Origin of the sequence: Streptomyces sp. NPDC014727, from assembly GCF_043083485.1 — a bacterium.
Classification (GTDB): Bacteria; Actinomycetota; Actinomycetes; order Streptomycetales; family Streptomycetaceae; genus Streptomyces.
Window position 1 is genome coordinate 71,327 of the sequence record NZ_JBIBYR010000013.1, and the last position, 23,479, is coordinate 94,805.

Sequence of the window (23,479 nt, forward strand, 5' to 3'; positions counted from 1 at the left end):
TTCCGTCTCTGTTCGACGGACGCGCGTGCTGTCCGGGTCACCCGAAAACGAGGTGCGCCCGCCCGTAGGCTGGACGCCATGACCGCAACGGGGGCATACCGGGAAGCCGGGGGTACGACGACCCGCGGCTATTGGTGGTGGGATCGACGGCGAGGCGTCGCTCTGGACGTGGGGCTCGCGCTCCTGTCGGCGTCGGAGTGCGCACTCGAAGGGGTGGAGTTCGCCCGGAACACCGGGCTGCCGGTGCCGATCGGCGTGGTGTTCGGGCTGCTCGCGGGGTCCGTACTGGTGGTGCGGCGGCGCTGGCCGATCGCCGTGGTGCTGGTGTCGATCGCGACCACGCCCGCCGACATGGGCTTCCTGATGGGCCTGGTCGGCCTCTACACGCTGGCCGCCTCCGAGGTGCCGCGGAGAATCACCACGGTGCTGATGGGGATGTCCTTCGCGGGGACGTTCATCGTCACGTACGTACGGCTGCGGCAGAGCGTCTCCGAGCAGGCCGATTTCGGGCCCGGCGACTGGTACGTGCCGCTGATGTCCCTCTTCATGTCCCTCGGGCTCACCGCGCCGCCCGTGCTGTTCGGCCTCTACATAGGGGCGCGGCGCCGGCTGATGGAGAGCCTGCGGGAGCGGGCGGACTCGTTGGAGCGGGAACTGTCGCTGCTCGCCGACCGCGCCGAGGAGCGGGCCGAATGGGCGCGTACGGAGGAGCGCACCAGGATCGCCCGGGAGATGCACGACGTGGTCGCCCACCGGGTCAGCCTGATGGTCGTGCATGCCGCCGCGCTTCAGGCCGTTGCGCCGAAGGATCCGGCGAAGGCGGTGCGGAATGCCGCGCTGGTCGGTGACATGGGCCGCCAGGCGCTGACCGAGTTGCGCGAGATGCTGGGGGTGTTGCGGGCGGGGGATCCGGTGACGCCCCGGTCGGCTCAGGTGCCGCTCGCCTCGGTCGGGAAGGCGGCCGCTGCCGCGGCTGCCGCGGCGGCGGAGGACGGGCCCCGGCTGCATGAGGTGGAGACCCTGGTCGGGGAGTCCAGGGCGGCCGGCATGACTGTGGAGCTGTCGGTGGACGGCGAGGCCCGCCCCTACGCACCCGAGGTGGAGCAGACCGCGTACCGGGTGGTGCAGGAGGCGCTGACGAACGTGCACAAGCACGCGGCGGGCGCGAAGACGTGGGTGCGGCTCGCGCACCGCGGTTCGGAATTCGCGATGCAGGTGGAGAACGGCCCGTCGGACGCGGCCACGGCGGACGCGGGGCTGCCGAGCGGGGGCAATGGGCTCGTCGGTATGCGGGAGCGGGTGCTGGGGCTCGGCGGTGTCTTCGTCTCCGGCCCGACGGACGCGGGGGGTTTCCGGGTGTCGGCGGTGCTGCCGGACCCGGGGGCGGTCTGAGAGCCTGTCGGGCGGCCTCTGATCGGGCGGCCACGCCCTGGCACGCACGCTTCCCGCGTTGCCGAAATGCCCTGGTAGCTCCTTCCCCAAGCTCTCAAGGAGCAGGGGAGACCCCATTCAAGGACATCCCGGCGCCTTGGAATCGCACGCACCAGACCGCGTCCGCTGTCCGATCGAAGGCCGCCCGACAGGCTCTGAGGGCCGGAATGTGCCGGCGGGCCGGAGGTTCGGGCCGGTCAGTCCGAGACGAGGCGTTCCGGCTGGATGCCGCCGACCAGGGTGGCCAGCGCCTGGTCGATGTCCGGGCCCAGGTACCAGTCGCCGGTGTGGTCGATGCTGTACACGCGTCCTTCGTTGTCGATGGCGAGGACCGCCTGCCCGTCCCCTTCCTCGCCCAGCGGGCTGACCTCGGTCTCCAGCGCCCGGCCGAGGTCACCGAGCGTGCGGGCGAGGTGCAGTCCGCGCATCGGGTCGATGCGCACCGGGGCGGGTGCGATCTGCCGGCCCGGCGCGGACGCCGTGATGTGCAGCCCGCCGAATTCCGCCCACGCCTCCACGGCGGCGGGGAAGATCGCGTGCTGGTGGCCGGCGGGCGACGTGTGCGAGCGCAGCGCGTCGGCCCACTCCTCGGCCTGCCGGATGTCCCAGCGGCCGGGTTGCCAGCCCGCGGCACGCAGGGCGGCGTCGACGGCGACGGGGAAGCGGGTCGAGGAATGGCGGTCGCGGCCCGTGGGGCCCGCCTGTTCGGGTAGGTCGGTTCGGTCGTGCATCGGCGCGCGGTCAGCCCTTCTCGGCGGTGGTCGCCGCCCCGGTGGTCGTGAGGTCGACGGGACGTACGCCGAAATGGGCGAGCATCGCCGCGCAGGAGCGGCACGGCGGTGCGTAGGTGCCGTGCATCGGGTCGCCGTCCTCACGGATGCGCCGTGCGGTGAGTCGCGAGTGCTTGAGGGCGCGGCGGGCCTCGCCGTTGGTCAGCGGCTTGCGCTGGGCCCGCTTGGAACGGCCGGCGTCGGCTGCGGTGAGCTGCCGGGACAGCAGTATCGCCTCGGGGCAGCGGCCGGTGAAGCGTTCGCGCTGGCCGCTGGTGAGGGTGTCGAGGAAGTCCTGGACCAGCGGGTGCAGTACGGGTGGCAGGTCGCCCTTGCCCGCGGTGCAGGTGAGTGTCTCGCCACGTACGGACAGCGCTGCCGCCACCGCGGGCAGGATGCCGTCGCGGCGGTGGTGCAGGCGGGGCGTGGGGCTGGTCCCGGTGCTGCTCCAGCTGAGGCGCGGGTCCCCGGATGTGACTGGTTGTGAAGTGTGCATGGTGCGTTTCCCTCCCGTGCCCGCAGCGGTAGCTGCGCGATGTGCACGCCCCCGAGTTGCGGTGACAGCCTGCCAAATGTCCCGGCTGGTCGGAAAGCTGGGGCGGGGATACACACGTCCGTGTCGTCCTTCGGTGGCAGCGGCGTCGCTCGTCCGTCACGCCCCTGTGACGGTTCGTGACGGCGGGCCCGGGGCGAGACCCGCTCTTGCGCCACCGCATAGGCTGTGCCCGGACCGCCGCTTGGGCAGGTCGGTCCTCACCAGTCAGACGCAGCAGGGGGCAACCGCCATGACGACAGGTCGGCTCGGGCAGCAAGCCGCGCCACCGAACGCGGCCTACGCCGGGCAGCTCGTGCATTTCCCGGACCCGGTCCGGGCGTCCCGCCACCCCGGTGGTGTGCGCATGGACGAGAACGGCAGCCCGGATTTCGCGCCGTACGCGCGCGCCGCCGCCGAGATCGCCGAGCCCCCGCAGGGCTTCGGTGTGGATGAACTGCGGCTGACCGACTACGTCTCGGCCAACGCGGCGCTGGCGGCGTCCGGCCACGAATTGTGGGACACGATCCCCGCGGTCGCCACCCCGCACGGCTGGACCTGGCACCACGCGCCCGGTGGGCGTCGTATGGAACTGATCCCGGTCGAGGTCAAGGCGCTGCTCCGGCACCACGGCGGCCTGGCCGCCACCGCGGTCGACCAGAACAAGCGCGGCACCCGCCCGCTGCAGGAGACGCGGCCCGCGCACTTCCGGCTGCCCAAGGGGGCCGTCGCGGTGAGCGAGCAGCAGATCCTGGGCGTCGAGGAGGACCTCGGGTACCGGCTGCCCGGCGCCTACCGCTCCTTCCTCAAGGCGGCGGGCGGCTCGGCCCCGGTCGGCGCGGCGCTCGACGCGGAGCTCGGTCTCCTGGTCGACCAGCCGTTCTTCACGGTGCGCGAGGAGGCCGCCGTGAACGATCTGGTGTACGTCAACAAGTGCCTGCGGGACCACCTCACCAAGGACTACCTGGGCGTCGCCTTCGTCCAGGGCGGCATCCTCGCGGTGAAGGTGAAGGGCAACGGTGTCGGCTCGGTCTGGTTCTGCGCGTACGACGACGCCAGGGACCAGGACGGCTGGAACGTGCAGCAGCGGGTGGACCGGCTGCTGCTGCCGTGCGGCGGCGACTTCGATGCCTTCCTGCAGCGTCTGGCGGGTAATCCGCCGGAGCTGGAGACCGTGGCGAACCTGATGGTGGACGGCGGCTTCGCGCGGGCCGTCCCGGTGGAGGGGTGAGCGCGATGGTGACCTTTGCGCAGGCGCAGGAGCGCGCGGACGAGTGGATCAACGGCGATGTGCCCGCGTACCAGCACCGTGAGGTGCGGGTGCGGGAGTTCGAGCTGGGCTTCGTGGCGTGGGGCGAGGACCGCGCCGAGGGCCCGGTCTCGGACGGCGGCCGGCAGCGGCTCGTGATCGCCCGGGACAGCGGTGAGGCCTCTTTGTGGCCGGGGCTGCCGGTGGGCGAGGTGATACGGCGCTACGAGGAGGAGTACGGCGCGCAGGGCGCGGCACCGGCCGCTCCGGAGCCACCGCAGCGCATCGATCTGAATCAGACGTCCTTCCTGTTGAGCCCCCCGGAGTGGCTCCAGGAGGCGGCCGACAAGCTGGGCATCCCGGACCACCGAGCGGACCGGGGCGGGGACGCGCCCGCTCCGGCCGCTCCGTCCCCTTCGGCCCCGCAGCCCCCCGTCGCCCCTGCCGCGCCCGTGCCCGCAGCGGCGCGGGGCGGGCAGGCAGAGTACGAGCCCACTGCCAACGACGGCGTTCCGGCATCCCCGCCGAGCGTGCCCGCCGGTGCCACGCCCTGGGCCGGGACCGACACCAACGCGGGCTCCGACGACGGTGCGGTGCCGCTGCCCGCCACGGTGTTCGCGCCGCCGCTCTCGGGCTCCGACGACGACGGCACCCCGCCGCCGGTCGTGCCCGCCGACGCGCCGACCGCTCTGATGTCCGGCGGCAGCCGGCTGCCCAGGACGGCGATCGTCCCGGGCCTGGAACCGCAGGGTGTCGACGGCTCCGCTCCCGGAGGACCCGCCCCGGGCGCCCCGGGTGCTCCCGGCGCCGGTGACATCGCGGACGCGACCACCAGCAAGGCCGCCGTGCCGCCGCGCGGTCCGCGCGGGGGCGGTTCGACGACCCCGCCGCCGCCCGGTGCCCCCGGTGTGCCGGGCGCCCGGCCCGGCGCTCCCGTGCCGCCGCCCTCGGGACCGGGTGCGCCCGGCGCTCCGGCAGGTGGGTATCTGCCGGGCGGGCTCGTCTCCCAGCAAGGTCCGCCCGGTGCGCCGCAGCCTCCTGGTCCTCCGGGGCCGCCAGGGGTTCCTGGTGCGCCGCAGCCTCCGGGTCCGCCCGGTCCGCCGGTGCCTCCTGGTTCGATGCCTCCGCCGTCGGGTGGGGGTGTGCATCATGCTGCGACGATGCTGGCCGACCCGAGCATGGGTGGTCCTGGTGCGCCGCAGCCTCCTGGTCCTCCGGGGCCGCCAGGGGTTCCTGGTGCGCCGCAGCCTCCCGGTCCGCCCGGTCCGCCGGTGCCTCCTGGTTCGACGCCTCCGCCGTCGGGTGGGGGTGTGCATCATGCTGCGACGATGCTGGCCGACCCGAGCATGGGTGGTCCTGGTGCGCCGCAGCCTCCGGGTCCGCCCGGTCCGCCCGGAATGCCGCAGGGCGGCGGCCCCGGCCCCGTGCCGCCGAATCCGCACGGCCCGCCGCCTCCGGCGTACGGCTATCCGCAGGCGCCGAGCGGTCAGCCGACCGTCGGCCCCGGCTATCAGGCCGTGCTGCGCTACCGCGCGCCCGACGGCAGTGAGCAGCAGCTGATCCGCCGCTCGGCGCCCGGCACCCCGCATCCCGAGTGGCAGATGCTGCACGAGCTGCGGGCCATGAACGTGCCGCCGCAGCAGGTCATCGAGCTGCATACCGAGCTGGAGTCGTGCGAGCTGCCCGGTGGTTACTGCGCGCGGATGATCCGTGAGACCTGGCCGCAGGTGCGGATCACCAGCGTCGCCCCGTACGGCACCGATCACGCCAGCCGCCAGCAGGGCATGCAGCATCTGCTCACGCATCAGGGCGAGCTGCACCAGGTGGCGGACGGGCCGGCGCGCCCGGCGCCGGTGCGTGCGCCGCTGCCGCAGATGCCGGCCGCGCCGCAGGTGCCGCCGGAGGTCGTCGCGCAGGAACTGCTGCAGAGCTTCGGCCCGCAGGGCATCCTCCGCTTCGACCAGCGCGCGGTGTCCCGTCAGGGTGTGCCCGAGACCGTGGCACAGACCCTGGTGTGGGCGGGGCTGCCCGCCGACTTCGGGCCGTTCTTCTGGGCACAGCCGGGCCGGCCGGTGGTGCCGACGCTGGCCGAGCTCGCCGCGCAGCGGCAGGTTCAGGCCGCCCCGGACGCCGGGTCGTACCTTGTCATGGGGACCGATTTCGGTCGGGCGATCTGTGTCCAGTACGGCACGGCGAACATCGTGGCCGTGCCGGTCGAGGCGGGTTCCCCCGCGGGCGGGCACGGCCAGTCGGTGGCGCCGCAGTTCGTGAACACCGGGCTGCCGGAGTTCCAGCGCTCGATGGCGCTGCTCGGCCGGATGTGGCGGCTGCGCTTCGGGCTCAACCCGGAGCAGGCGGGCCGTTGGACGGTCGACTTCCAGGCCCAGCTGGTGGCGCTGGACGCGGCGGCGCTGGCGTCGCCGGAGAGCTGGTGGTCCGTACTCCTTGAGCAGATGTGGGACGGGCTGATCTGACCCGGCAGCCGTGCGAGGGCGCCCGGACCCCGACCGGGGCCGGGCGTCCTCGCACGGTCTGTGATGCCTGTCGCTTCCGTCCGGAACGCGGCTCATCGATTCCGACTTCTGTGCCAATTACCGCATCCTTGACGTATTGGTGATCGGAGAGTCGGAAAGAGGCTTCAAGGATGAGTTCTGCACCGGTGTCCCCGCACGGCTTCGTCGTGGTGCGAGGGCGCGGCTACCGCCCGGAGCAGGTGGACGACAAAGCTGCCGATCTGTCGGCGGAGCGGGACGAGGCGCTGGAGCAGGTGTCCCGGCTGACCGCGCTGGTCGATGAGCTGTCGGCCGAGTCGGCGCGGCTCGGCGAGGCCGTCGCCGCGCTCGCCCCGCAGAACTACGCATCGCTCGGTGAGCGGGCCCAGCGGATCCTGGGGCTCGCCGAGAGCGAGGCCGAGGACGTCCGGGGCGCCGCCCAGGAGGATGCGCAGGCGCTGCGGGACGCGGCGGAGGACGCGGGCCGCGGGCTCCGCGCGTCGGCGGGCGCGGACTCCGAGGCGATGCGGACGGCGGCCGGGAAGTACGCCGAGGAGACGCTGGCCACGGCCCGGGGCACCGCCGAGGAGACCGTTGCCGAGGCCCGCCGGGAGGCCGCGGAGGTCCGGGAGCAGGCGGAGTCGGCGATGGCCGAGACGCGTCGCCGTACGGCGAGCGTTCTCGCGCACCAGGAGCAGGAGCACACCGAGCGGTGGAAGACGGCCGAACGCGAGCTGGCCGAGGCCGAGGCCGTGCAGGCGGCGCGTCACGACGAGCAGATCGAGCGGGCGGAGGCCCGCCTGGCCGAGGTGCGGCGGGCGCTGGCGGAGACCGAGGAGGCGGCCCGGCACGGCCAGGAGGACGCCGAGGCGCGGGGCGCGGAGCTGATCGCGGCGGCGCGGGTCCGCGAGGAGCGGGTGGTCCGGGAGACGGAGCGGATTCTGCGGGAGCACGAGGAGGGCCGCGAGGAGGTGCGGGCGCACATGGCGCATGTGCGGAACTCGCTCGCGGCGCTCACCGGGCGGGTGGTTCCGGATCCGACGGAGGACTGAGGACTCGCCGGTACGGACCGGGGCCTTGTGGCCCGGGGTGGTTCAGGGCCGGGGTGCCGGTGGCACTCCCGCCAGGATGCGGGGCTCCTCCCTGTCGTACCCGCGGCGGGCCTCGGCCGCCGTGTAGCGGGGCAGGACGGTTCCCAGCCAGCCCGCCAGGAATCCGGCCGGGATGGAGACGAGCCCGGTCGTGGTGAACGGGAACCAGTTGAAGTCGTGGTCGGGGAAGACCGAGGAGGGGGAGCCCGAGACCAGATTGGTGCCCGTGATCAGCACCATGACGGTGACGGTGCCGACGATCAGGGTGCAGAGCAGTCCGGTACGGGTGAAGCGCCGCCAGAACATGCTGTAGACGAGCGCCGGGGCGAGCGCCGACGCGCCGACGCAGAAGGAGAGGGTCGCCAGCGCCTGCACGTTCCAGTGCCTGGCCACGACGGCGAGCGTGATGGCGAGCAGCCCGACGGCGACCGCCGAGACCTGTGCCGTGCGCATCTCGGACAGGCCCGCCACCGGCTGCCTGTTCTGGCGGCGTACTCCGTGCAGGCCGTGCGCGAAGAGGTCGTGGGCGAGGGCGTTGGCACAGGCCAGGATCATTCCGGCGACCGAGGCGAGCAGTGTCAGGAAGATCGCCGTCGTCATCGTCGTGACGATCAGCGCGCCCATCTGGCCGCCGCCCGCGACGGCTCCGCTGACCTGCAGGATCGAGCTGTTCCCGGATGCCCCGGCGGCGGTGATGCCGTCATGCCCGACGAGCGCGCCGGCGCCGAAGCCGATCACGACGAGCAGCAGACAGATCCCGGCGACCACACAGACCGCCCAGGACAGGGAGCGGCGGACGGCCTGGGTGGACGGGGCGTTCGTCATGCGCAGGGTGACGTGCGGCAGGCAGGCGGCGCCGAGCACCACGGTCAGTTCGGAGCTGACCATGTCGAGCCCGCTGCCCTTGAACTGGAGCCCCGAGCGCAGATAGGCGCCCCCCGCCCCGCTGCCCTGCTGGGCGGCCGAGAGCAGGGCGCCGGTGTCCCAGCCGAACCGGTTCATGATCAGTACGGCGATGGTGAGGGCGGCGACGAAGAGGACCACGGTCTTCACGACCTGGATCAGCGAGGTGCCCTTCATGCCGCCGATCGCCGCGTAGCCGATCATCAGCATGCCGAGCCCCATGATGGCGCCGGTGCGGAATCCCGAGCTGTCGAACCCCAGGATGAAGGCGAGGAGATCGCCGCTGCTCGCGAGCTGGACGACCATCATCGGCACCAGTGCGGCGAGAGCGGCCGCGCAGGCGGCGATGCGGACCGCGCGGCCGGGGGCACGGCGTTCGAGCAGGTCGCCCATGGTGAACCCGCCCGCGTTGCGCAGCGGTTCGGCCAGCAGGAACATCAGCAGCACGAGCGAGAGGGTGATGCTCAGGGCAAGGATCATCCCGTCGTAGCCGGTGAGGGCGATGATGCCGGTGGTGCCGAGGACCGTGGCGGCGGAGAGGTAGTCGCCCGCCAGGGCGAGGCCGCTGCGCAGGGGGGAGCGCGAGCGGGAGCCGGTGTAGAACTCGTCGAGGTCGTCGCGGTCCGGACCGGTCATCACACAGAGCAGCAGCGCCACGGTGGCCACGGCGAGGAAGGCCACCAGGGACATGGTCTGCGCGGAGTTGTCGAATCCGTTCACCGGGCCGCTCCCGCTCTTCGGATCCGGGCGGCGAGGGGATCGACGGTCTGCCGGGCGGTCCGCTCGTACAGGACGACGGCGAGCAGCGTCACCGGGAGCTGGCAGAGGCCGAGCGCCAGGCCGAGGTTGAGACCGCCGAACACGGGCCGGTCCATCAGGTCCTTGGCGAAGCCGGAGAGCAGCAGGAAGGCGATGAAGTAGCCGAGTGCGGTCAGCGTCGTGATGCGCCGCAGCAGCCGGTACGCGGTGCGCAGTCGGCGCAGATCGCCGTGGCGGGTGGCGCAGGACGCGGGCGCGGCGGGTGCGTCCGGTCCCTCCGCGGGCGGCGAGGGCTGCGAACTCTGCCAGGGGAGCAGGTAGTCGGGGTGGTACGGAGGCGGGGGCCGATGCCGCCGGGACGGCTTCGGCAGCCGTTCGGGCCGGGAGGGATACGGGGGCGGGGGCGGGTTTCCGTACGACATCTGGGGGCTGCTCCTTGCAAGGCTCGGGTCCTGGTCCGGACGGCAAGGCAGGAGTGCGGGTGTGCTGTAGGAAGCGCGAACATTACTCGTGGGTACGGCAGTTGAGGAGAGTATGGCTGGAACTGCCCACGGTAATGGCTCAGTTGCGTGAACTTTCGACGAAAAGGAGGTCCCGCACTACGGCGTGGGGGTGTCGCCGCCGGGCTCCTCGGTGAGGACCGGGAAGCGGCGCGGGGCCAGCAGGACCAGCACCAGCAGGGCGAGCGCCGCGGCCGCGGCGGCGCCCAGATAGACATGGTCGACGGCGGCGTCGACGGCCCGCCGCAACTGGTCGGTCGCGGCGGCCGAGAGGCTGCCCGGGTCGTCCAGGGCGCGCGAGACCGCGTCCAGGTCGCCCGGCAGTCCGGGTACCGGGGCGGCGGCCAGCCGGGAGGTGAGGACCCCGTTGGCGACGGCGCCGAAGAGCGCGGCACCGACGCTCTGGCCGACCTGTCGGCAGAAGAGCACCGACGCGGTCGTCGTCCCCCGCTCGGCCCAGCCGACCGTCGACTGGACCCCGACGATCAGCGGCAGCTGGAACAGCCCGAGCGCCGCGCCGAGCAGCAGCATGATCAGGGCGGGCTGCCAGGGCTCGCCCGGATACGGCAGCAGCGGGAAGGCGAGCAGTATCAGCAGGGCGCAGCCCATGCCGATGATCGCGGTGAGGCGGAAGCCGATGCGGTTGTAGACGCGGTTGGAGAACGCCGCAGAGACCGGCCAGCTCAGAGTCATCACGGACAGGACGAAACCGGCGGCGACGGGGCCGAGGCCGAGCACCGACTGGGCGTACGTCGGCAGGAAGACGGTGGGGGCGACCATCAGCAGTCCCATCGCGCCCAGCGCGAGATTGACCGAGGCGATGGTCCGCCGCCGCCAGACCCAGCCGGGAATGATCGGCTCGGCGGCCCGCCGTTCGATGACGACCGTCAGCGCGCCGAGCGCGACGCTGCCGGCCAGCAGCCCGAGGGACGGGGCGGAGAGCCAGGGCCAGGCGACCCCGCCCTGGACGAGCGCCGTCAGCAGCAGCGTGCCGGTGGCGAAGACGGCGAGGGCGCCCGCCCAGTCGATACGGGGGCGGGGCGCGCCGGCCGCCCGGCGGATGCGGGACGGCTCGTGCAGGTGGCGTACGACGAGCCAGAGCGCGACGGCCCCGATCGGCAGATTGATCAGAAAGATCCAGCGCCAGTCCGCGTACACCGCGAAGAGTCCGCCGATCACCGGCCCCGCGACCGCCGACGTGGCCCATACGGTCGAGAGCTTGGCCTGGATCTTCGGGCGTTCCCTGAGTGGATAGAGGTCGGCGGCGATGGTCTGCACGGTGCCCTGGAGGGCGCCGCCGCCCAGGCCCTGGACGACCCGGAAGGCGATCAGCGCGGCCATGTTCCAGGCGGCGGCGCAGAGCACCGAACCGAACAGGAACAGAACGATGCCGGCGATCAGGACCGGCTTGCGGCCGAAGGTGTCGGAGAGCTTCCCGTACACCGGCAGAGTGACCGTCACGGCCAGCAGATAGCCGGAGAACAGCCATGAGAAGACGGAGAAACCGCCGAGATCGCCGACGATCTGCGGGACGGCGGTGGAGACGATGGTGCCGTCGATGGCCGCCAGGGCCATGCCGAGCATCAGGGCGGCGACCACCGGACCGCGTCCGCGCGGTGCGGCGGGGGACGGGGCCGGGTCCACCCCGGACCCGGACATCGCTTCGGTACTGCCGCCCGCGCCGCTCACCAAGATTCCTTCCCCATGCACGTATTTTCTCGTGACACTGTCTCACCCGTGGCTCCCGGCAGGGAGGGTGCTGCCGGGGGACGGGCCCGACGGCCTCGGTGGGTGCACCCATGAGTCCAGCCCCTGAGGCCCGTCTCCACCTGGGGGTCGATACCCCTAGGGGGCGCTCCCCACTTTTGCCCAGGGGCGCTTCCTCCCGGCGGAGGACGTGGCGGCACGGGCCCGCTCCTTATCGTGTTCCTACACCGCGAGAAACGGCTGATTCCCGCCGCGAATGCGGCTGGCCACAGGGCGTGGGGTGGGGGAAACCCCACCCGAAGACTGCGCTGCGCACCAGAGCGCCGGCCCCTCTCGGGACACCAGACTTCATCCATACACCGCGACATCCTGAACACTGACGGACATAGGAGAAAAACCGTGACAACGGCTGTAACCATTCCCGGGCACGGGGGCGAAGGGGAAGGTGCGGCGCGCGGCGCCTCGATGAGGGGCGGTGGTCGGGTGACGGGTGGGAGTACGGCCGTGGCTGCGCGGGCGCGGCAGGTCGTCAAGGCCTATGGGGCGGGGGAGACCCGTGTCGTCGCGCTCGACCATGTCGATGTGGACATCGCCCGCGGTCAGTTCACGGCGATCATGGGTCCGTCCGGCTCCGGAAAGTCGACGCTGATGCACTGCCTGGCCGGACTGGACACCGTGACCTCCGGTCAGATCTTCCTGGACGAGACCGAGATCACCGGGCTCAAGGACAAGAAGCTCACCCAGCTGCGCCGGGACCGGATCGGCTTCATCTTCCAGGCGTTCAACCTGCTCCCTACTCTCGACGCGCTGGAGAACATCACGCTGCCGATGGACATCGCGGGCCGTAAGCCCGACGCGGCCTGGCTGCGGCAGGTCGTGGAGACCGTCGGTCTCGCCGAGCGGCTCAAGCACCGCCCCACCGAGCTCTCCGGCGGCCAGCAGCAGCGCGTCGCGGTGGCCCGGGCGCTCGCCGCCCGGCCGGAGATCATCTTCGGTGACGAGCCCACCGGGAACCTGGACTCGCGGGCCGGCGCCGAGGTGCTGAGCTTCCTGCGCAGGTCGGTCGACGAGCTGGGCCAGACCATCGTCATGGTCACCCACGACCCGGTCGCCGCCTCCTACGCGGACCGGGTGCTCTACCTCGCCGACGGGCGCATCGTCGACGAGATGCACAGCCCGACGGCCGACCAGGTCCTCGATCGCATGAAGGACTTCGACTCCCGCGGGCGGACCTCATGACCGTCTGGAAGACATCGAGGCGCAACTTCTTCGCGCACAAGGGACGCATGGCGCTCTCCGCCGTCGCGGTCCTGCTGTCGGTGGCGTTCGTGTGCGGCACGCTCGTCTTCACCGACACCATGAACACCACGTTCGACAAGCTCTTCGCCGCGACGGCGGCCGACGTCACCGTCCGGCCCAAGGGCCCCGACGAGAACGACCGGCTGCCGGAGAACGGCAAGCCCGTCACCGTGCCCGCCGCCACCGTCGAGAAGGCCGCCGGGGCCACCGGGGTGAAGGACGCCGAGGGCGCGGCCGTCAGCACGTCCGTCACCGTCGTCGACAGCCGCGACAAGAACATCGGCTCGACGTCGGGCGCCCCGACGATCGCGCGCAACTGGACGAAGAACGACCTGCGTTCGATGGAGATCACCTCCGGTCGCGTGCCGCGCGGTCCGACCGAGGCGATGCTCGACGCCGACACCGCCGACAAGCACCATCTGAAGATCGGCGACTCGCTGCGCACCATCACCCCCAACGGTGACATCGACGCGAAGATCAGCGGCATCGTCACGTTCAAGGTCACCAACCCCGGTGCTGCCGTCGTCTACTTCGACACCGCCACCGCGCAGACGAAGCTGCTCGGCGCGCCGGACGTGTTCAGCGTCGTCTTCGTGTCCGCCCAGTCCGGTGTCTCCCACACCGAGTTGAAGAAGAACGTCGCCACCGCGCTCGGCGACACCTCCGGGTACGAGCTCCAGACCCAGAAGGAGGCCGCGGACGCCAGCAGGGACTCGATGGGCTCCTTCCTCGACGTCATGAAGTACGCGATGCTGGGCTTCGCCGGGATCGCCTTCCTCGTCGGCATCTTCCTGATCGTCAACACCTTCTCGATGCTGGTCGCCCAGCGCACCCGCGAGATCGGCCTGATGCGGGCCATCGGCTCCAGCCGCAAGCAGGTCAACCGGTCCGTACTGATCGAGGCGCTGTTCCTCGGCATCGTCGGCTCCGTCCTCGGCGTCGGCGCCGGGATCGGCCTCGCCGTCGGCCTGATGAAGCTCATGGGCGCCATGGGCATGGAACTGTCCACCAAGGACCTCACGATCGCCTGGACGACCCCGGTCGTCGGCCTCGCTCTCGGCATCCTCGTCACCGTCGTCGCCGCCTATATCCCGGCCCGCCGCGCCGGGAAGATCTCCCCGATGGCCGCCCTGCGCGACGCCGGAACCCCGGCGGACGGCCGCGCGGGCCGGGTCCGGGCCGCGATCGGCCTCGTCCTCACCCTCGCCGGAGGCGCCGCGCTGCTCGCCGCGACGCGCGCCGACAAGTCGAGCGAAGGCTCGCTCCTCCTCGGTGCGGGCGTGGTCCTCACCCTGATCGGCTTCATCGTGATCGGCCCGCTGCTGGCCGGCTTCGTGGTCCGGGTGCTGAGCGCCGTCATGCTGCGGATGTTCGGCCCCGTCGGACGGCTCGCGGAGCGCAACGCCCTGCGCAACCCGCGCCGCACCGGAGCGACCGGCGCCGCCCTGATGATCGGCCTGGCCCTGGTGGCCTGCCTCTCGGTCGTCGGCTCCTCCATGGTCGCCTCGGCCACCGAGGAACTCGACAAGTCGGTGGGCGCGGACTTCATCGTCCAGTCGTCCGGCAGCAACTTCCAGCTGATCGTGCCGCAGGCCGAGAAGGCCCTGGAGGCCGTGCCGGGCATCGAGCACCTCACCTCGTACAAGGTCGTCAGCGCCGAGATCACCGCGCCCGACGGCAGCACCGAGGACAAGGCCCTGGCCGCCGTCGACCCCACGTACCGGGACGACGTGCGCCGCGAGACCGTCTCCGGCAAGCTGGCCGACGCCTACGGCAAGGACGCCATGTCGGTCGGCGAGACGTACGCCACCGAGCACCACGTCAAGGTCGGCGACCGGCTCACCATCGCGTTCAAGGGCGGCGAGACCGCCAGGCTGAAGGTCGCGGCGATCACCTCGGACGACGTGAACATCGACAAGGGCGCGATGTACACCGACATCACGACCGCCGCGCGGTACGTCCCCGCCGACACCCTGCCGAAGAACATGATCATGTTCGCGAAGGCCGAGGACGGAAAGGAGAAGGAGGCGTACGCCGCCCTCAAGGACGCCCTCGCCAAGTACCCGCAGTACGAGGTGAAGAACCAGGCCGACTTCAAGGAGCAGCTGAAGGACCAGATCGGCCAGCTGCTGAACATCGTCTACGGCCTGCTGGCCCTCGCGATCATCGTCGCGGTGCTCGGAGTGGTGAACACCCTGGCGCTGTCGGTGGTCGAGCGGACCCGCGAGATCGGACTGATGCGCGCCATCGGCCTCTCCCGCCGCCAGCTGCGCCGGATGATCCGTCTGGAGTCGGTGGTCATCGCGGTCTTCGGCGCCCTGCTCGGCCTCGGCCTCGGCATGGGCTGGGGCACGGCGGCCCAGAAGCTGCTGGCCCTGGAAGGGCTCAACGTCCTGGAGATCCCGTGGCCGACGATCCTCACGGTCTTCGTCGCCTCGGCCTTCGTCGGCCTGTTCGCGGCCCTGGTCCCGGCGTTCCGGGCGGGCAGGATGAACGTGCTGAACGCGATCGCCACGGAATAGCCGCGGCCACGGTCCACGTAGGATGACTGATCCGGCCCCGGGGTGTTCCTCCAAACACTCCGGGGCCGAACGCGTGCGGCCCCGGTGCCGGGCGTCCCCCGGGACCTCCCGCGACCGGGGCCGCTTGCACGAAGCTGCCGTGGTCCGTGCAGCAAGCTGACACGTCCGGGCGCGCCCGTGCGCCCTCCTCGCTGGCATCGTCGTCCTGCCGGGAACCCCCGGCAGGACGCAACAGCCGAAGGGGAATCGTGTTCAGCTCTTCGCTCTCGCGCCGGCCGGCCGGCGCCGCACGCACTGCCGCCGTCACCGGTCTCGCCCTGGTCTCGCTCGCGCTCTCCGCCGGTGCCGCCTCCGCTTCGGGGACGGCCTCCTTCGGTCCCCCGGCCGGGCAACACGGCCCCGTACAGGCCGATCAGACGGCCTGTACGCACCTGGAGACGGTACTGGACCGGCTCCCCCTGCCCGCCGCACCCGTTCAGGTGTGCAAGCTGGTCAACGGCTGGGACTAGACCGCCGTGATGCGGTTTCAGCTGCTAGGGCCGCTGACCATCACGGACGGTCCCGAGGCCGTCGTGCTCCAGCCGTCGAAGCCGACGATCCTGCTGGCCGCACTTCTCCTGCACGCCAACGCCGTGGTGTCCGCCGACTACCTCCAGCGGGCCGTGTGGGGGGAGGAACAGCCGGCCACCGCCAAGGCCGCCCTCCAGACCTGCGTACTGCGGCTGCGCCGGCTGTTCACCAAACACGGGGTGACGGAGACCTCCATCGAGGCGGTGCCCGGCGGCTACCGGATCACCGCCGAACCGCACTCGCTGGATCTGCTCGGCTTCCGGGACCAGGTGCGCCGCGCGGTGGCCATGTCCGAGGACCCGGAGGCCGAACTGTGCGCGCTCAAGGACGCGCTGTCCCTCTGGCAGGGCTCACTGCTGGCCAATGTGCGTTCCGACGTGCTGCACCGGGACGAGGTGCCGCGGCTCGCGGAGGAGCGGCTGCGCAGTGTGGAACGGGTCTGCGATCTGCTGCTGGGCCTGGGGCGCTACGGGGAGGCTCTCGTCGAACTGTGGACGGCTACGCGCGTATACCCGGGTCATGAGCGGCTCCACGAGCAGCTGATCGAGGCGCTCTACCGGACCGGACGGCAGACCCAGGCCCTCGCGGAGTACCGGAGGGTCAAGGGGTTCCTGCTGGACGAACTGGGCGTCGACCCCTCTCCCGCCCTCCAGCAGTTGGAGCTCGCGATTCTGCGCGGCGAGGACCCGGGGGCCGAGGACAGCCGTCCCCTGCGGCCGCCCGGTGCCCTCACGCGGGTCGTCGAAGGCGAGTTGGTCGTGGCCGACGGCTCCGCCCCGGCGCCGACGGGGCGGGCGGCGGTGCCCTGGGCCCCGCCCGTGGCCGTGGCCGCCGGAGCGTCCGCCGTCACAGCCGTGCCGGGGGCGGGCGCGCCACCCGTGGCGCCGGAGGTCCCCGCGGTGGTGAACTTCACCGGGCGGGCCGCCGAGACCGCCGCCATGGTGGCCCGTCTCACCGCCCCCGCCGCATCCGGCGAGGACGGCCGGCACCCGCTCACCGTGCTGGTGTCGGGGGCACCGGGCATCGGTAAATCGGCACTCGCCCATCACGTCGCGCACCTGGTCAGGGACGGTTTCCCGGGGGGCCGGCTGCTCATCCGTACGACCCGGCCGGACGGCGAACCCCGTGGCGCCGCCGAGGTCGCGGCGGAGGTCTCGGCGGCCCTGCGCCCCGGACAGGCGGACGGGCGGACCCTGTTCGTGCTCGACGACGTGCGCGACGCCGACCAGGTGCGCCCGCTGCTGCCCCTCGTCGCACAGGCGCGGGGAGCCGTGATCGTCACCAGCCGGATGGGGCTCGCCGGGCTCGTCGCCACGCACGGCGGGTGGGTGCACCGGCTCTCCGCGTTCACCGGGGCGGAGTCGTACGCGCTGCTGCTGTCCGTACTCGGCGCCGAACGGGTCGAGGCGGAGCCGGACGCCGCGCACCGGCTCACGGCGCTGTGCGGGCACTTCCCGCTCGCCCTGCGCATCCTGACGGCCCGCCTGCTGACCCGCCCGGCACTACGGCTCGGCGATGCCGTCGGCTGGCTGGGCCAGGACCCGCTCGCCCGGCTCACCCTCACCGACTCCCCGGGCCTGTCCGTGACGGCCCTCCTGGACGGCGCGCTGAACCGGCTCGACCCGCGGCTGTCCGAGGCGTTCCTGCGGGTCGCGGCAGCACCCGGGGCCGCCTTCACGGCCGAGGACGTCCCGGCCGTCACCGAGGCGGCCCTGGAGCGGCTGGCCGACGCCGGACTGCTGGAGGACGGCCCGCCGGGCCCGTACCGCATCCACGAACTGCTCCGCACCTACGTACGAAGAACCGACCAGGAACGCATCCGCCGCACAGAGAAGGTGTGACCCCATGGCCGAGAGCGCCGAGAGTGCCGAGAGTGCCGAAACCGCAGCGACCGGGACGTTCGAGGCGCTCGCCGCGACCCGGCCGCGCATCCGCCGGGACGTGCTGTTCACCGAGACCCCCGGCGGGGTGCTCTTCCACAACGCCGACGGCGGGTTCCACCTGGCCGGACGCACCGCCTACCGCTTCGCCTCCCTCGTCGTCCCGCACCTGGCCGGCCACCACCGGCTCGCCGACGTCTGCGCGGGCTTCGGTCCGGGGCAGCGGGCGATGGCGGCGGAGCTGGTCAGGACGCTCTACGAGCGGGGGTTCGCCCGCGACGTGCCCGAGTCCGGCACCGGGGCCGGGCCGGTACCGGACGACGTGGCGCAGCGGTTCGCGGCCCAGATCGCCTATGTCGACCACTACGCCGACGGTGCGCCGGAGCGCTTCGCCCGCTTCCGCGCCACCCGCGTCGCGGTGCTCGGCGACGACGAGATCGCCCGGTGGTGCGCGCTGAGCCTGCTGCGGAACGGGTGCGTGCGGATCGGCACGACCACGGAGTTCGGCGAGGTCACGGCCGAGGCGGTCCGGGGCGCCGCACGGGCGGACCGGATCGCCGCCGGTCCCGAGGCCGACTGGGCGGCCCTCGACGGCTACGACGTCGTCGTGGTGACCGGGGCCGGGGCCGGGGCGCGCACCCACCGGCTGCTCGCCGCCGGCGTGCCCGAGGGCCGGACCCTGATCCCCGCCTGGCTGTTCGGCGAGCGGCTCGTCGTCGGCCCGCTCTCCACCGCGACCGCCACCGGCTGCTGGTCCTGCGCCCTGCTGCGGCTGGGCGGCAATGTGTCGGCCGGGGAGGCCGCCGCGCTCTGGAGCGAGGCCGCGGGTGCCACCCCGGTGTCCGGGGACGAACTGTCCGGCCCGGTCGCCGCGATGGTGGGCAACCTCCTCGGCTACGAGATCTTCCGCCTCACCACCGGTGCGCTGCCCGCCGAGACCGCGGGGCAGGTCCTCGTCCAGGACCTGGCCTCGCTGGACGTGATGTCCGAACCGGTGCGGCCGCACCCCCGCTGCGGTCGCTGCGCCGCCCTGGACGCGCGCGAACCGGCGCCCGCGCTGCCGGAGGGCCTGGCCCTGCCCGTCACCCCGACCGTGGAGACCGCCCGTGACGCGGAGGCCATGGTCGAGGACCTGAACCGGATCAGCGGGGCGCTGGTGCGCCCGCACACCGGGATCTTCACCCGCTACGACGACGAGGGGCTGACCCAGACCCCGCTGAAGCTCAGCCGGGTCGAGGTGGCGCTCGGCACCGGGGCGCGGCGCAGGATCGCCGCCTTCGACGTGCACCATCTGGCGGGCGCGCGGATGCGGGCGCTGTACGCGGCCGCTGCGGCGTACGTGGAGCACGTGGTGCCCCTGGACCGGGCCGCGGCGGTGCCGGCCGACCGGATCCTGGGCCCCGACACGCTGACCACCGGCGGCGGGACCGGCGCCCTGCCGGACGCCTGGACCGTCGCGACCTCGCTGATCGGCAAGGAACCGGTCCGGGTGCCGGCCGCGGCCGTACGCACCTTCGGAGCGCACAACCGGGACCGGCTCCATCTCGCCACGGCCGCGGGTGCGGGCGCGGGTGCGGACGCGCGGGAGGCCGCGGGGGTCGGCCTGTTGTCGGCGCTGGCGCACGACGCACTGCTGCGGGCGGTCCGGGGTGCGGCGGTGGTGAGCCCGGTCTCCGCCGACGGCGACGACCCGGAACTGGTGTTCCTGCTGAAGTCCGCGGCCAACCTGGATCTCGCCGTGGAGCTGCTGGACCTGGGGGAGGAGGAGCGCACCTCGGCCCAGGTGGTGCTGGCCCGGGAGCCCGACGGGGAGCGGACGCCGGGGCGTTGGGCGGTCGGCGCGGGGCTCTCGCGCCGGGCTGCGGCCTGCGCCGCGCTGCGGGATCTGCTCGGCCGGGCACAACTCGCCGCCGAGGACCCGGACGCGGACGTCGACCTCGGCGACCCGCTGGTGAGGGACCTCGCCGCCGGGAGCATCGCGGTCACCGGCGCCCCCGTCACGGCGGCCGGGCTCACGGCCACGTTCACCGGGGTGCTCGACCGGCTCCGGCTCGCCGGACGCGACGCGCTGTACGTGCCCACCACCCCGGCCGATCTCGCCACCGGCGGCATCAGTACCGCCCGGGTGCTGCTCACGGTGGACGGCGGGGGCGGACCCGATGCCCGTTGAGACCCCCGTCCGCGGCGAGCGTGCCCCGGCGGCGGAGTCCGCACGCACGCTCGCGGCGCTCCTGCACGAGGCGCTGGCCCTGACCCACCACGGCACCCCGCCGCCGCTGGACGTGGCGCCGCTCGGCGTGCGCGACGCCTTCGCGGACGGGGCGGCGGTCACCGGCACCCCGGTGGTGGAGGCCGCCGTGCCCGTCCGGTTCTACGGTCCGCACGTCGTCGTCGGCCCCTTCGCGCCGCCCGGACGCACCGGCCGGCGGATCTGCGCCCACTGCCTCGAACGGCGCTGGCAGGCGGTGCGTTCCGTCGCGCTGCGCGAGGCGCTGGAGCTCGGCTCGGGCACCCGGGCGGCCGGGGAGTCCCCGTACCTCACACCGTTCGCCGCGCACGCGCTCGCGGGGGTCGTCGCCGCCCGGCTCGGCGGCAGGGGACCGGAGACCGGCGCCCTGCCCGCCGTGCACCTGGTGGACCTGCGGACGCTGACGGTCCGCCACTACCCGCTCGTCCCCGACCCCGAGTGCCCGCGCTGCGGGGTGCGGGAGCCGGACACCGCCGGGGCGGCCACGCTCACCCTGCGCCCGGCGCCCAAGCACCGGCCCGGCAGCTTCCGGGTCCGGGACATCGAGGAGTACGCGCTGCCCGTCGAGCCGTACGCCAACCCGGTGTGCGGTTCGCTCGGTCCGTCCGTCGTCCAGGACGTCTCCTCCACCTCCACCTCCGCCACCATCGGCTGCTTCTCCATGCGCTCGGGGGAGTATCTGCGCGAGACCTTCTGGGGCGGCCACGCCGACACCTTCGCCGAGAGCATGCGGATCGGTGTGCTCGAAGGACTTGAGCGGTACGCGGGCATGCGCTCCCGGTCCAGGGCGGTGCGGACCCGGGACTCCCTGAACGCCCTGCGCGCCCGTGGCGAGCACGCGCTCGACCCGCGGGTGTGCGGGCTGTACTCCGACGCCTTCCACCGGGCCAATCCGCGCGTCACCCCGTTCACCCCGGACCGCGCGATCCCCTGGGTCCACGGGTGGTCCCTGCGCGACCGGCGCACGGTTCTGGTGCCCGAGGTCCTCACGTACTACCACGCCCCCGGTCTGGAGAACCGCTTCGTCCAGGAGAGCTCCAACGGCTGCGCCTCGGGAGGCTGCCTCGAAGAGGCCGTCTACTTCGGGCTGATGGAGGTCGTCGAGCGCGACGCGTTCCTGCTCGCCTGGTACGGGAAGGCGTCCCTGCCGGAGATCGACCCGCGCACCAGCCGCCGCCCGGCCACCCGTCAGATGGTCGACCGGCTGGAGATGTACGGCTACGAGGCCCGCTTCTTCGACACCCGGATCTCCTTCCCGGTCCCGGTCGTCACGGGGGTCGCCGTGCGGAGGGACGGCGGCCTGGGCCTGATGTGCTTCGGCGCGGGTGCCGGACTGGACCCGGAGGCGGCCCTGGCCGGCGCGCTCTGCGAGATCGCCACCGACGCGGTGAACCTCCGCCGGCGCACCGAACGCGACCAGGAGCGGCTGCGCGCCATGGCGGACGACTTCCACCGGGTCGAGGCGCTGCACGACCACCCCCTGGCTTACGGCGTCCCGGAGATGGGCCGCCACGCGCACTTCCTGATCGGCGAACCGGGAGCGCCGCGCCCGCCCCTGCGGTCCTTCGACCAGCTGTACGGGGACGGCTCGGCGCTGCCCGTCTCCGACGATCTGCGCACCGACCTGACCCGGTGCGTGGACGCCGTCACCGCCGCCGGATTCGACGTGGTCGTCGTCGACCAGACCATGCCGGAACAGCGTGAGCTGGGTCTGACCACGGTCGGCGTGATCGTGCCCGGACTGCTGCCGATCGACTTCGGCTGGACCCGGCAGCGCGCCCTCGGCATGGACCGGCTGCGCACCGCCCTGCGCGAGGCAGGGCTGCGCGGGAGCGATCTCACCGACGCCGACCTCAACCCCGCCCCGCACCCCTTCCCGTGACCGAGGAGCCCGCCATGGGGTACGCCCATGAATACGCCGCCGCGATCCTTCAGCGCGGCCGGGTCCCGATGGACCCCGCCGACTTCGTGCCGAACTGGTCGGACGGCCCGCGCAAGGCCAAGTTCTACCCCGGCGTCGACAGCCTCCCGCTGCCCGACTGCGACTACCCGGCCGACGCCGCGCTCGACCGCGGGCTCGCCCAGGAGACCTACGGGGACGGGGAGTTCGACCTCGCGCTGCTGTCCGGGATGCTCCGCGACTCCTACGGGCTGACCGGCCGCCGCCTGGGCATCCAGACCAACACCGACCTCGGTGCCCTGCCGCACTACCCGCTCGCCAACTGGTCGCGGGGCTCGGCGTCCGGCGGCGGGCTCTACCCGGTCAGCGTCTACTGGGTGTCCGGGCCGAGCGGTCCCGTACCGCCGGGGGTGCACTACTACTCCACGCGGCACCACGCGATGCAGCGGCTGCTGACCGGGGACGTCTCCGGCGAGGTGCGGGCGGCGCTCGGGGACGGGGCTCCGGGGCCGGACACCGATCAGTATCTGGTCCTCGGCATCAAGTACTGGCAGAACGCCTTCAAGTACAACAACTTCTCCTTCCACGCCGTGTCCATGGACCTCGGCGCGTGTGTGCAGACCTGGCGGATGTGGGCCGGCGCGCGCGGACTGTCCGTACAGCCCGCGCTCTGGTTCGACGAGGAACGGCTCGCCCGGCTGCTCGGTGTCGACACGGCGGCGGAGGGCGTCTTCGCCGTCGTACCGCTCAACTGGGCCGGGGCCGCCGCCCGTACACCCCTGGCCGCCCCGGTCTCCGTGCGCCACCGGGACCGTGAGCGTTCGCGCACCGTCCTCACCTTCGACGCGCTCCGGCGGATGCAGGACGTCACCGCCGCCCGCGCCACCGACCGCCCCGACCCGGCGGTGCTCGCCCCCGCGGCCGCGCACCCCGCCGATCCGGCCCGCCCGGAGGTGGCGCTGCCGCCGGCCCCGCCGCTCGGCACGGACGTACGCACCGCCCTGCGCGCCCGCCGCAGCAGCTTCGGCCGCTTCGACGCACAGCGCCCGATCGGAGCCGAGCAACTGGCCGCCTGCCTGGCGGCCTCCGTGGCCGGCTCGCGGATCGGCGGGGACACCGGAGGGCAGCGGCTGGCGAAGCTCTACGCGTTCGTCGGCCATGTCGAGGGGATCGAGCCCGGCGCGTACGAGTACGACCCCGACGCGCACGTTCTGCGGCTGGTGAAGGCGGGCAGGCCGGGGGAGTTCCTGCAGAAGAACTACTTCCTGTCGAACTACAACCTGGAGCAGGCGGGCGCGGTCCTGGTGCCCACCGTGCGCACCGAAGCCGTCCTCGACGCCGTCGGGGACCGCGGATACCGGCTGGTCAACGCCACCGTCGGGGCGATCGCGCAGACCGCCTACACCGCCGCGTCCGCCGTGGGCATCGGCTGCGGGGTGGCGCTCGGCTTCGACAACATCTCGTACATCGAGGAACTCTCCCTCGCCGGGACGGGGGAGGCGCCGTTGCTGATCATGATGATCGGCAACGAGCGGCCCGCCCCGGCCGACTTCCGGTACGAGATCGCCTGAGCGCCTGTCGGGCGGCCTCTGAGCGCGACCACCTTGGACGACCACCGGAACGAGA

Annotated in this window: 16 protein-coding genes; 11 read left to right on the forward strand and 5 right to left on the reverse strand. The window is 73.0% G+C overall.

The genetic code is table 11. The features are described 5' to 3' along the window. The first annotated feature begins 78 nt into the window (after positions 1-78). Positions 79-1,392 (forward strand): histidine kinase, encoded by a 1,314-nt coding sequence (locus ACF1B9_RS21460; RefSeq protein WP_391743089.1) that lies wholly within the window; start codon positions 79-81, stop codon positions 1,390-1,392. Positions 1,393-1,628: 236 nt separating this feature from the next. On the opposite strand, the gene ACF1B9_RS21465 is transcribed toward ACF1B9_RS21460, so the two are convergent. Then, entirely contained in the window at positions 1,629-2,162 is a 534-nt protein-coding gene (locus ACF1B9_RS21465) for an SUKH-3 domain-containing protein (RefSeq protein WP_351076602.1), read from the reverse strand. A 10-nt stretch (positions 2,163-2,172) separates the two neighbouring features. Beyond that, on the reverse strand, positions 2,173-2,697 hold the full coding sequence (locus tag ACF1B9_RS21470) for a YwqJ-related putative deaminase (RefSeq protein ID WP_391743088.1): 525 nt from the start codon (positions 2,695-2,697) through the stop codon (positions 2,173-2,175). A gap of 289 nt (positions 2,698-2,986) precedes the next feature. Here ACF1B9_RS21470 and ACF1B9_RS21475 point away from each other — a divergent pair, with 289 nt between their 5' ends. The 3 genes from ACF1B9_RS21475 to ACF1B9_RS21485 all read left to right on the forward strand — a co-directional run bounded on the left by ACF1B9_RS21475 (position 2,987) and on the right by ACF1B9_RS21485 (position 7,526). After that, positions 2,987-3,964, forward strand: coding sequence for an SMI1/KNR4 family protein (locus ACF1B9_RS21475; RefSeq protein ID WP_391743086.1), 978 nt, complete (start codon positions 2,987-2,989; stop codon positions 3,962-3,964). A 5-nt stretch (positions 3,965-3,969) separates the two neighbouring features. Then, complete coding sequence (locus tag ACF1B9_RS21480; protein WP_391743084.1) at positions 3,970-6,456, forward strand: SUKH-4 family immunity protein; 2,487 nt, start codon at positions 3,970-3,972, stop codon at positions 6,454-6,456. Between the two features lie 170 nt (positions 6,457-6,626). Then, entirely contained in the window at positions 6,627-7,526 is a 900-nt protein-coding gene (locus ACF1B9_RS21485) for a cellulose-binding protein (protein ID WP_391743083.1), read from the forward strand. A gap of 42 nt (positions 7,527-7,568) precedes the next feature. Here the strand turns inward: ACF1B9_RS21485 and ACF1B9_RS21490 are convergent, their stop codons facing one another. The 3 genes from ACF1B9_RS21490 to ACF1B9_RS21500 all read right to left on the reverse strand — a co-directional run bounded on the left by ACF1B9_RS21490 (position 7,569) and on the right by ACF1B9_RS21500 (position 11,386). Next, positions 7,569-9,158 (reverse strand): cation acetate symporter, encoded by a 1,590-nt coding sequence (locus tag ACF1B9_RS21490; protein WP_391743180.1) that lies wholly within the window; start codon positions 9,156-9,158, stop codon positions 7,569-7,571. Positions 9,159-9,184: 26 nt separating this feature from the next. Further along, positions 9,185-9,649, reverse strand: coding sequence for a DUF485 domain-containing protein (locus tag ACF1B9_RS21495; RefSeq protein WP_391743082.1), 465 nt, complete (start codon positions 9,647-9,649; stop codon positions 9,185-9,187). Positions 9,650-9,826: 177 nt separating this feature from the next. Next, positions 9,827-11,386, reverse strand: coding sequence for an MFS transporter (locus ACF1B9_RS21500; RefSeq protein WP_391743179.1), 1,560 nt, complete (start codon positions 11,384-11,386; stop codon positions 9,827-9,829). Between the two features lie 447 nt (positions 11,387-11,833). Between ACF1B9_RS21500 and ACF1B9_RS21505 the strand changes: the two genes are divergently transcribed. The 7 genes from ACF1B9_RS21505 (at position 11,834) to ACF1B9_RS21535 (ending at position 23,424) form a co-directional block, all read left to right on the forward strand. Then, positions 11,834-12,673: an ABC transporter ATP-binding protein gene (locus ACF1B9_RS21505; RefSeq protein ID WP_391743081.1), complete on the forward strand. Its 840-nt coding sequence runs from the start codon at positions 11,834-11,836 to the stop codon at positions 12,671-12,673. Next, a complete protein-coding gene (locus tag ACF1B9_RS21510; protein WP_391743080.1) occupies positions 12,670-15,255 on the forward strand; it encodes an ABC transporter permease in 2,586 nt (861 codons plus the stop codon). Before ACF1B9_RS21505 ends, ACF1B9_RS21510 begins: the two co-directional genes overlap by 4 nt. Before the next feature lie 248 nt (positions 15,256-15,503). Further along, positions 15,504-15,764, forward strand: a complete 261-nt coding sequence (locus ACF1B9_RS21515) for a hypothetical protein (protein WP_391743079.1) — start codon at positions 15,504-15,506, stop codon at positions 15,762-15,764. Between the two features lie 9 nt (positions 15,765-15,773). Continuing rightward, a complete protein-coding gene (locus ACF1B9_RS21520; protein ID WP_391743078.1) occupies positions 15,774-17,666 on the forward strand; it encodes a BTAD domain-containing putative transcriptional regulator in 1,893 nt (630 codons plus the stop codon). A gap of 4 nt (positions 17,667-17,670) precedes the next feature. Further along, the gene (locus tag ACF1B9_RS21525; protein WP_391743077.1) at positions 17,671-19,875 is read left to right on the forward strand and encodes a TOMM precursor leader peptide-binding protein; all 2,205 of its coding nucleotides are present in this window, start codon (positions 17,671-17,673) and stop codon (positions 19,873-19,875) included. Further along, the gene (locus ACF1B9_RS21530) at positions 19,865-21,835 is read left to right on the forward strand and encodes a TOMM precursor leader peptide-binding protein (RefSeq protein ID WP_391743076.1); all 1,971 of its coding nucleotides are present in this window, start codon (positions 19,865-19,867) and stop codon (positions 21,833-21,835) included. Before ACF1B9_RS21525 ends, ACF1B9_RS21530 begins: the two co-directional genes overlap by 11 nt. A gap of 14 nt (positions 21,836-21,849) precedes the next feature. After that, positions 21,850-23,424, forward strand: coding sequence for a nitroreductase family protein (locus tag ACF1B9_RS21535; RefSeq protein ID WP_391743074.1), 1,575 nt, complete (start codon positions 21,850-21,852; stop codon positions 23,422-23,424). Positions 23,425-23,479 lie beyond the last annotated feature (55 nt).

Coding starts and splice junctions, on each gene's coding strand:
- ACF1B9_RS21460 (WP_391743089.1), top strand. CDS start 79: ATGACCGCAACGGGGGCATACCGGGAAGCCGGGGGTACGACGACCCGC.
- ACF1B9_RS21465 (WP_351076602.1), bottom strand. CDS start 2,162: ATGCACGACCGAACCGACCTACCCGAACAGGCGGGCCCCACGGGCCGC.
- ACF1B9_RS21470 (WP_391743088.1), bottom strand. CDS start 2,697: ATGCACACTTCACAACCAGTCACATCCGGGGACCCGCGCCTCAGCTGG.
- ACF1B9_RS21475 (WP_391743086.1), top strand. CDS start 2,987: ATGACGACAGGTCGGCTCGGGCAGCAAGCCGCGCCACCGAACGCGGCC.
- ACF1B9_RS21480 (WP_391743084.1), top strand. CDS start 3,970: ATGGTGACCTTTGCGCAGGCGCAGGAGCGCGCGGACGAGTGGATCAAC.
- ACF1B9_RS21485 (WP_391743083.1), top strand. CDS start 6,627: ATGAGTTCTGCACCGGTGTCCCCGCACGGCTTCGTCGTGGTGCGAGGG.
- ACF1B9_RS21490 (WP_391743180.1), bottom strand. CDS start 9,158: ATGTCCCTGGTGGCCTTCCTCGCCGTGGCCACCGTGGCGCTGCTGCTC.
- ACF1B9_RS21495 (WP_391743082.1), bottom strand. CDS start 9,649: ATGTCGTACGGAAACCCGCCCCCGCCCCCGTATCCCTCCCGGCCCGAA.
- ACF1B9_RS21500 (WP_391743179.1), bottom strand. CDS start 11,386: ATGTCCGGGTCCGGGGTGGACCCGGCCCCGTCCCCCGCCGCACCGCGC.
- ACF1B9_RS21510 (WP_391743080.1), top strand. CDS start 12,670: ATGACCGTCTGGAAGACATCGAGGCGCAACTTCTTCGCGCACAAGGGA.
- ACF1B9_RS21520 (WP_391743078.1), top strand. CDS start 15,774: ATGCGGTTTCAGCTGCTAGGGCCGCTGACCATCACGGACGGTCCCGAG.
- ACF1B9_RS21525 (WP_391743077.1), top strand. CDS start 17,671: ATGGCCGAGAGCGCCGAGAGTGCCGAGAGTGCCGAAACCGCAGCGACC.
- ACF1B9_RS21530 (WP_391743076.1), top strand. CDS start 19,865: ATGCCCGTTGAGACCCCCGTCCGCGGCGAGCGTGCCCCGGCGGCGGAG.
- ACF1B9_RS21535 (WP_391743074.1), top strand. CDS start 21,850: ATGGGGTACGCCCATGAATACGCCGCCGCGATCCTTCAGCGCGGCCGG.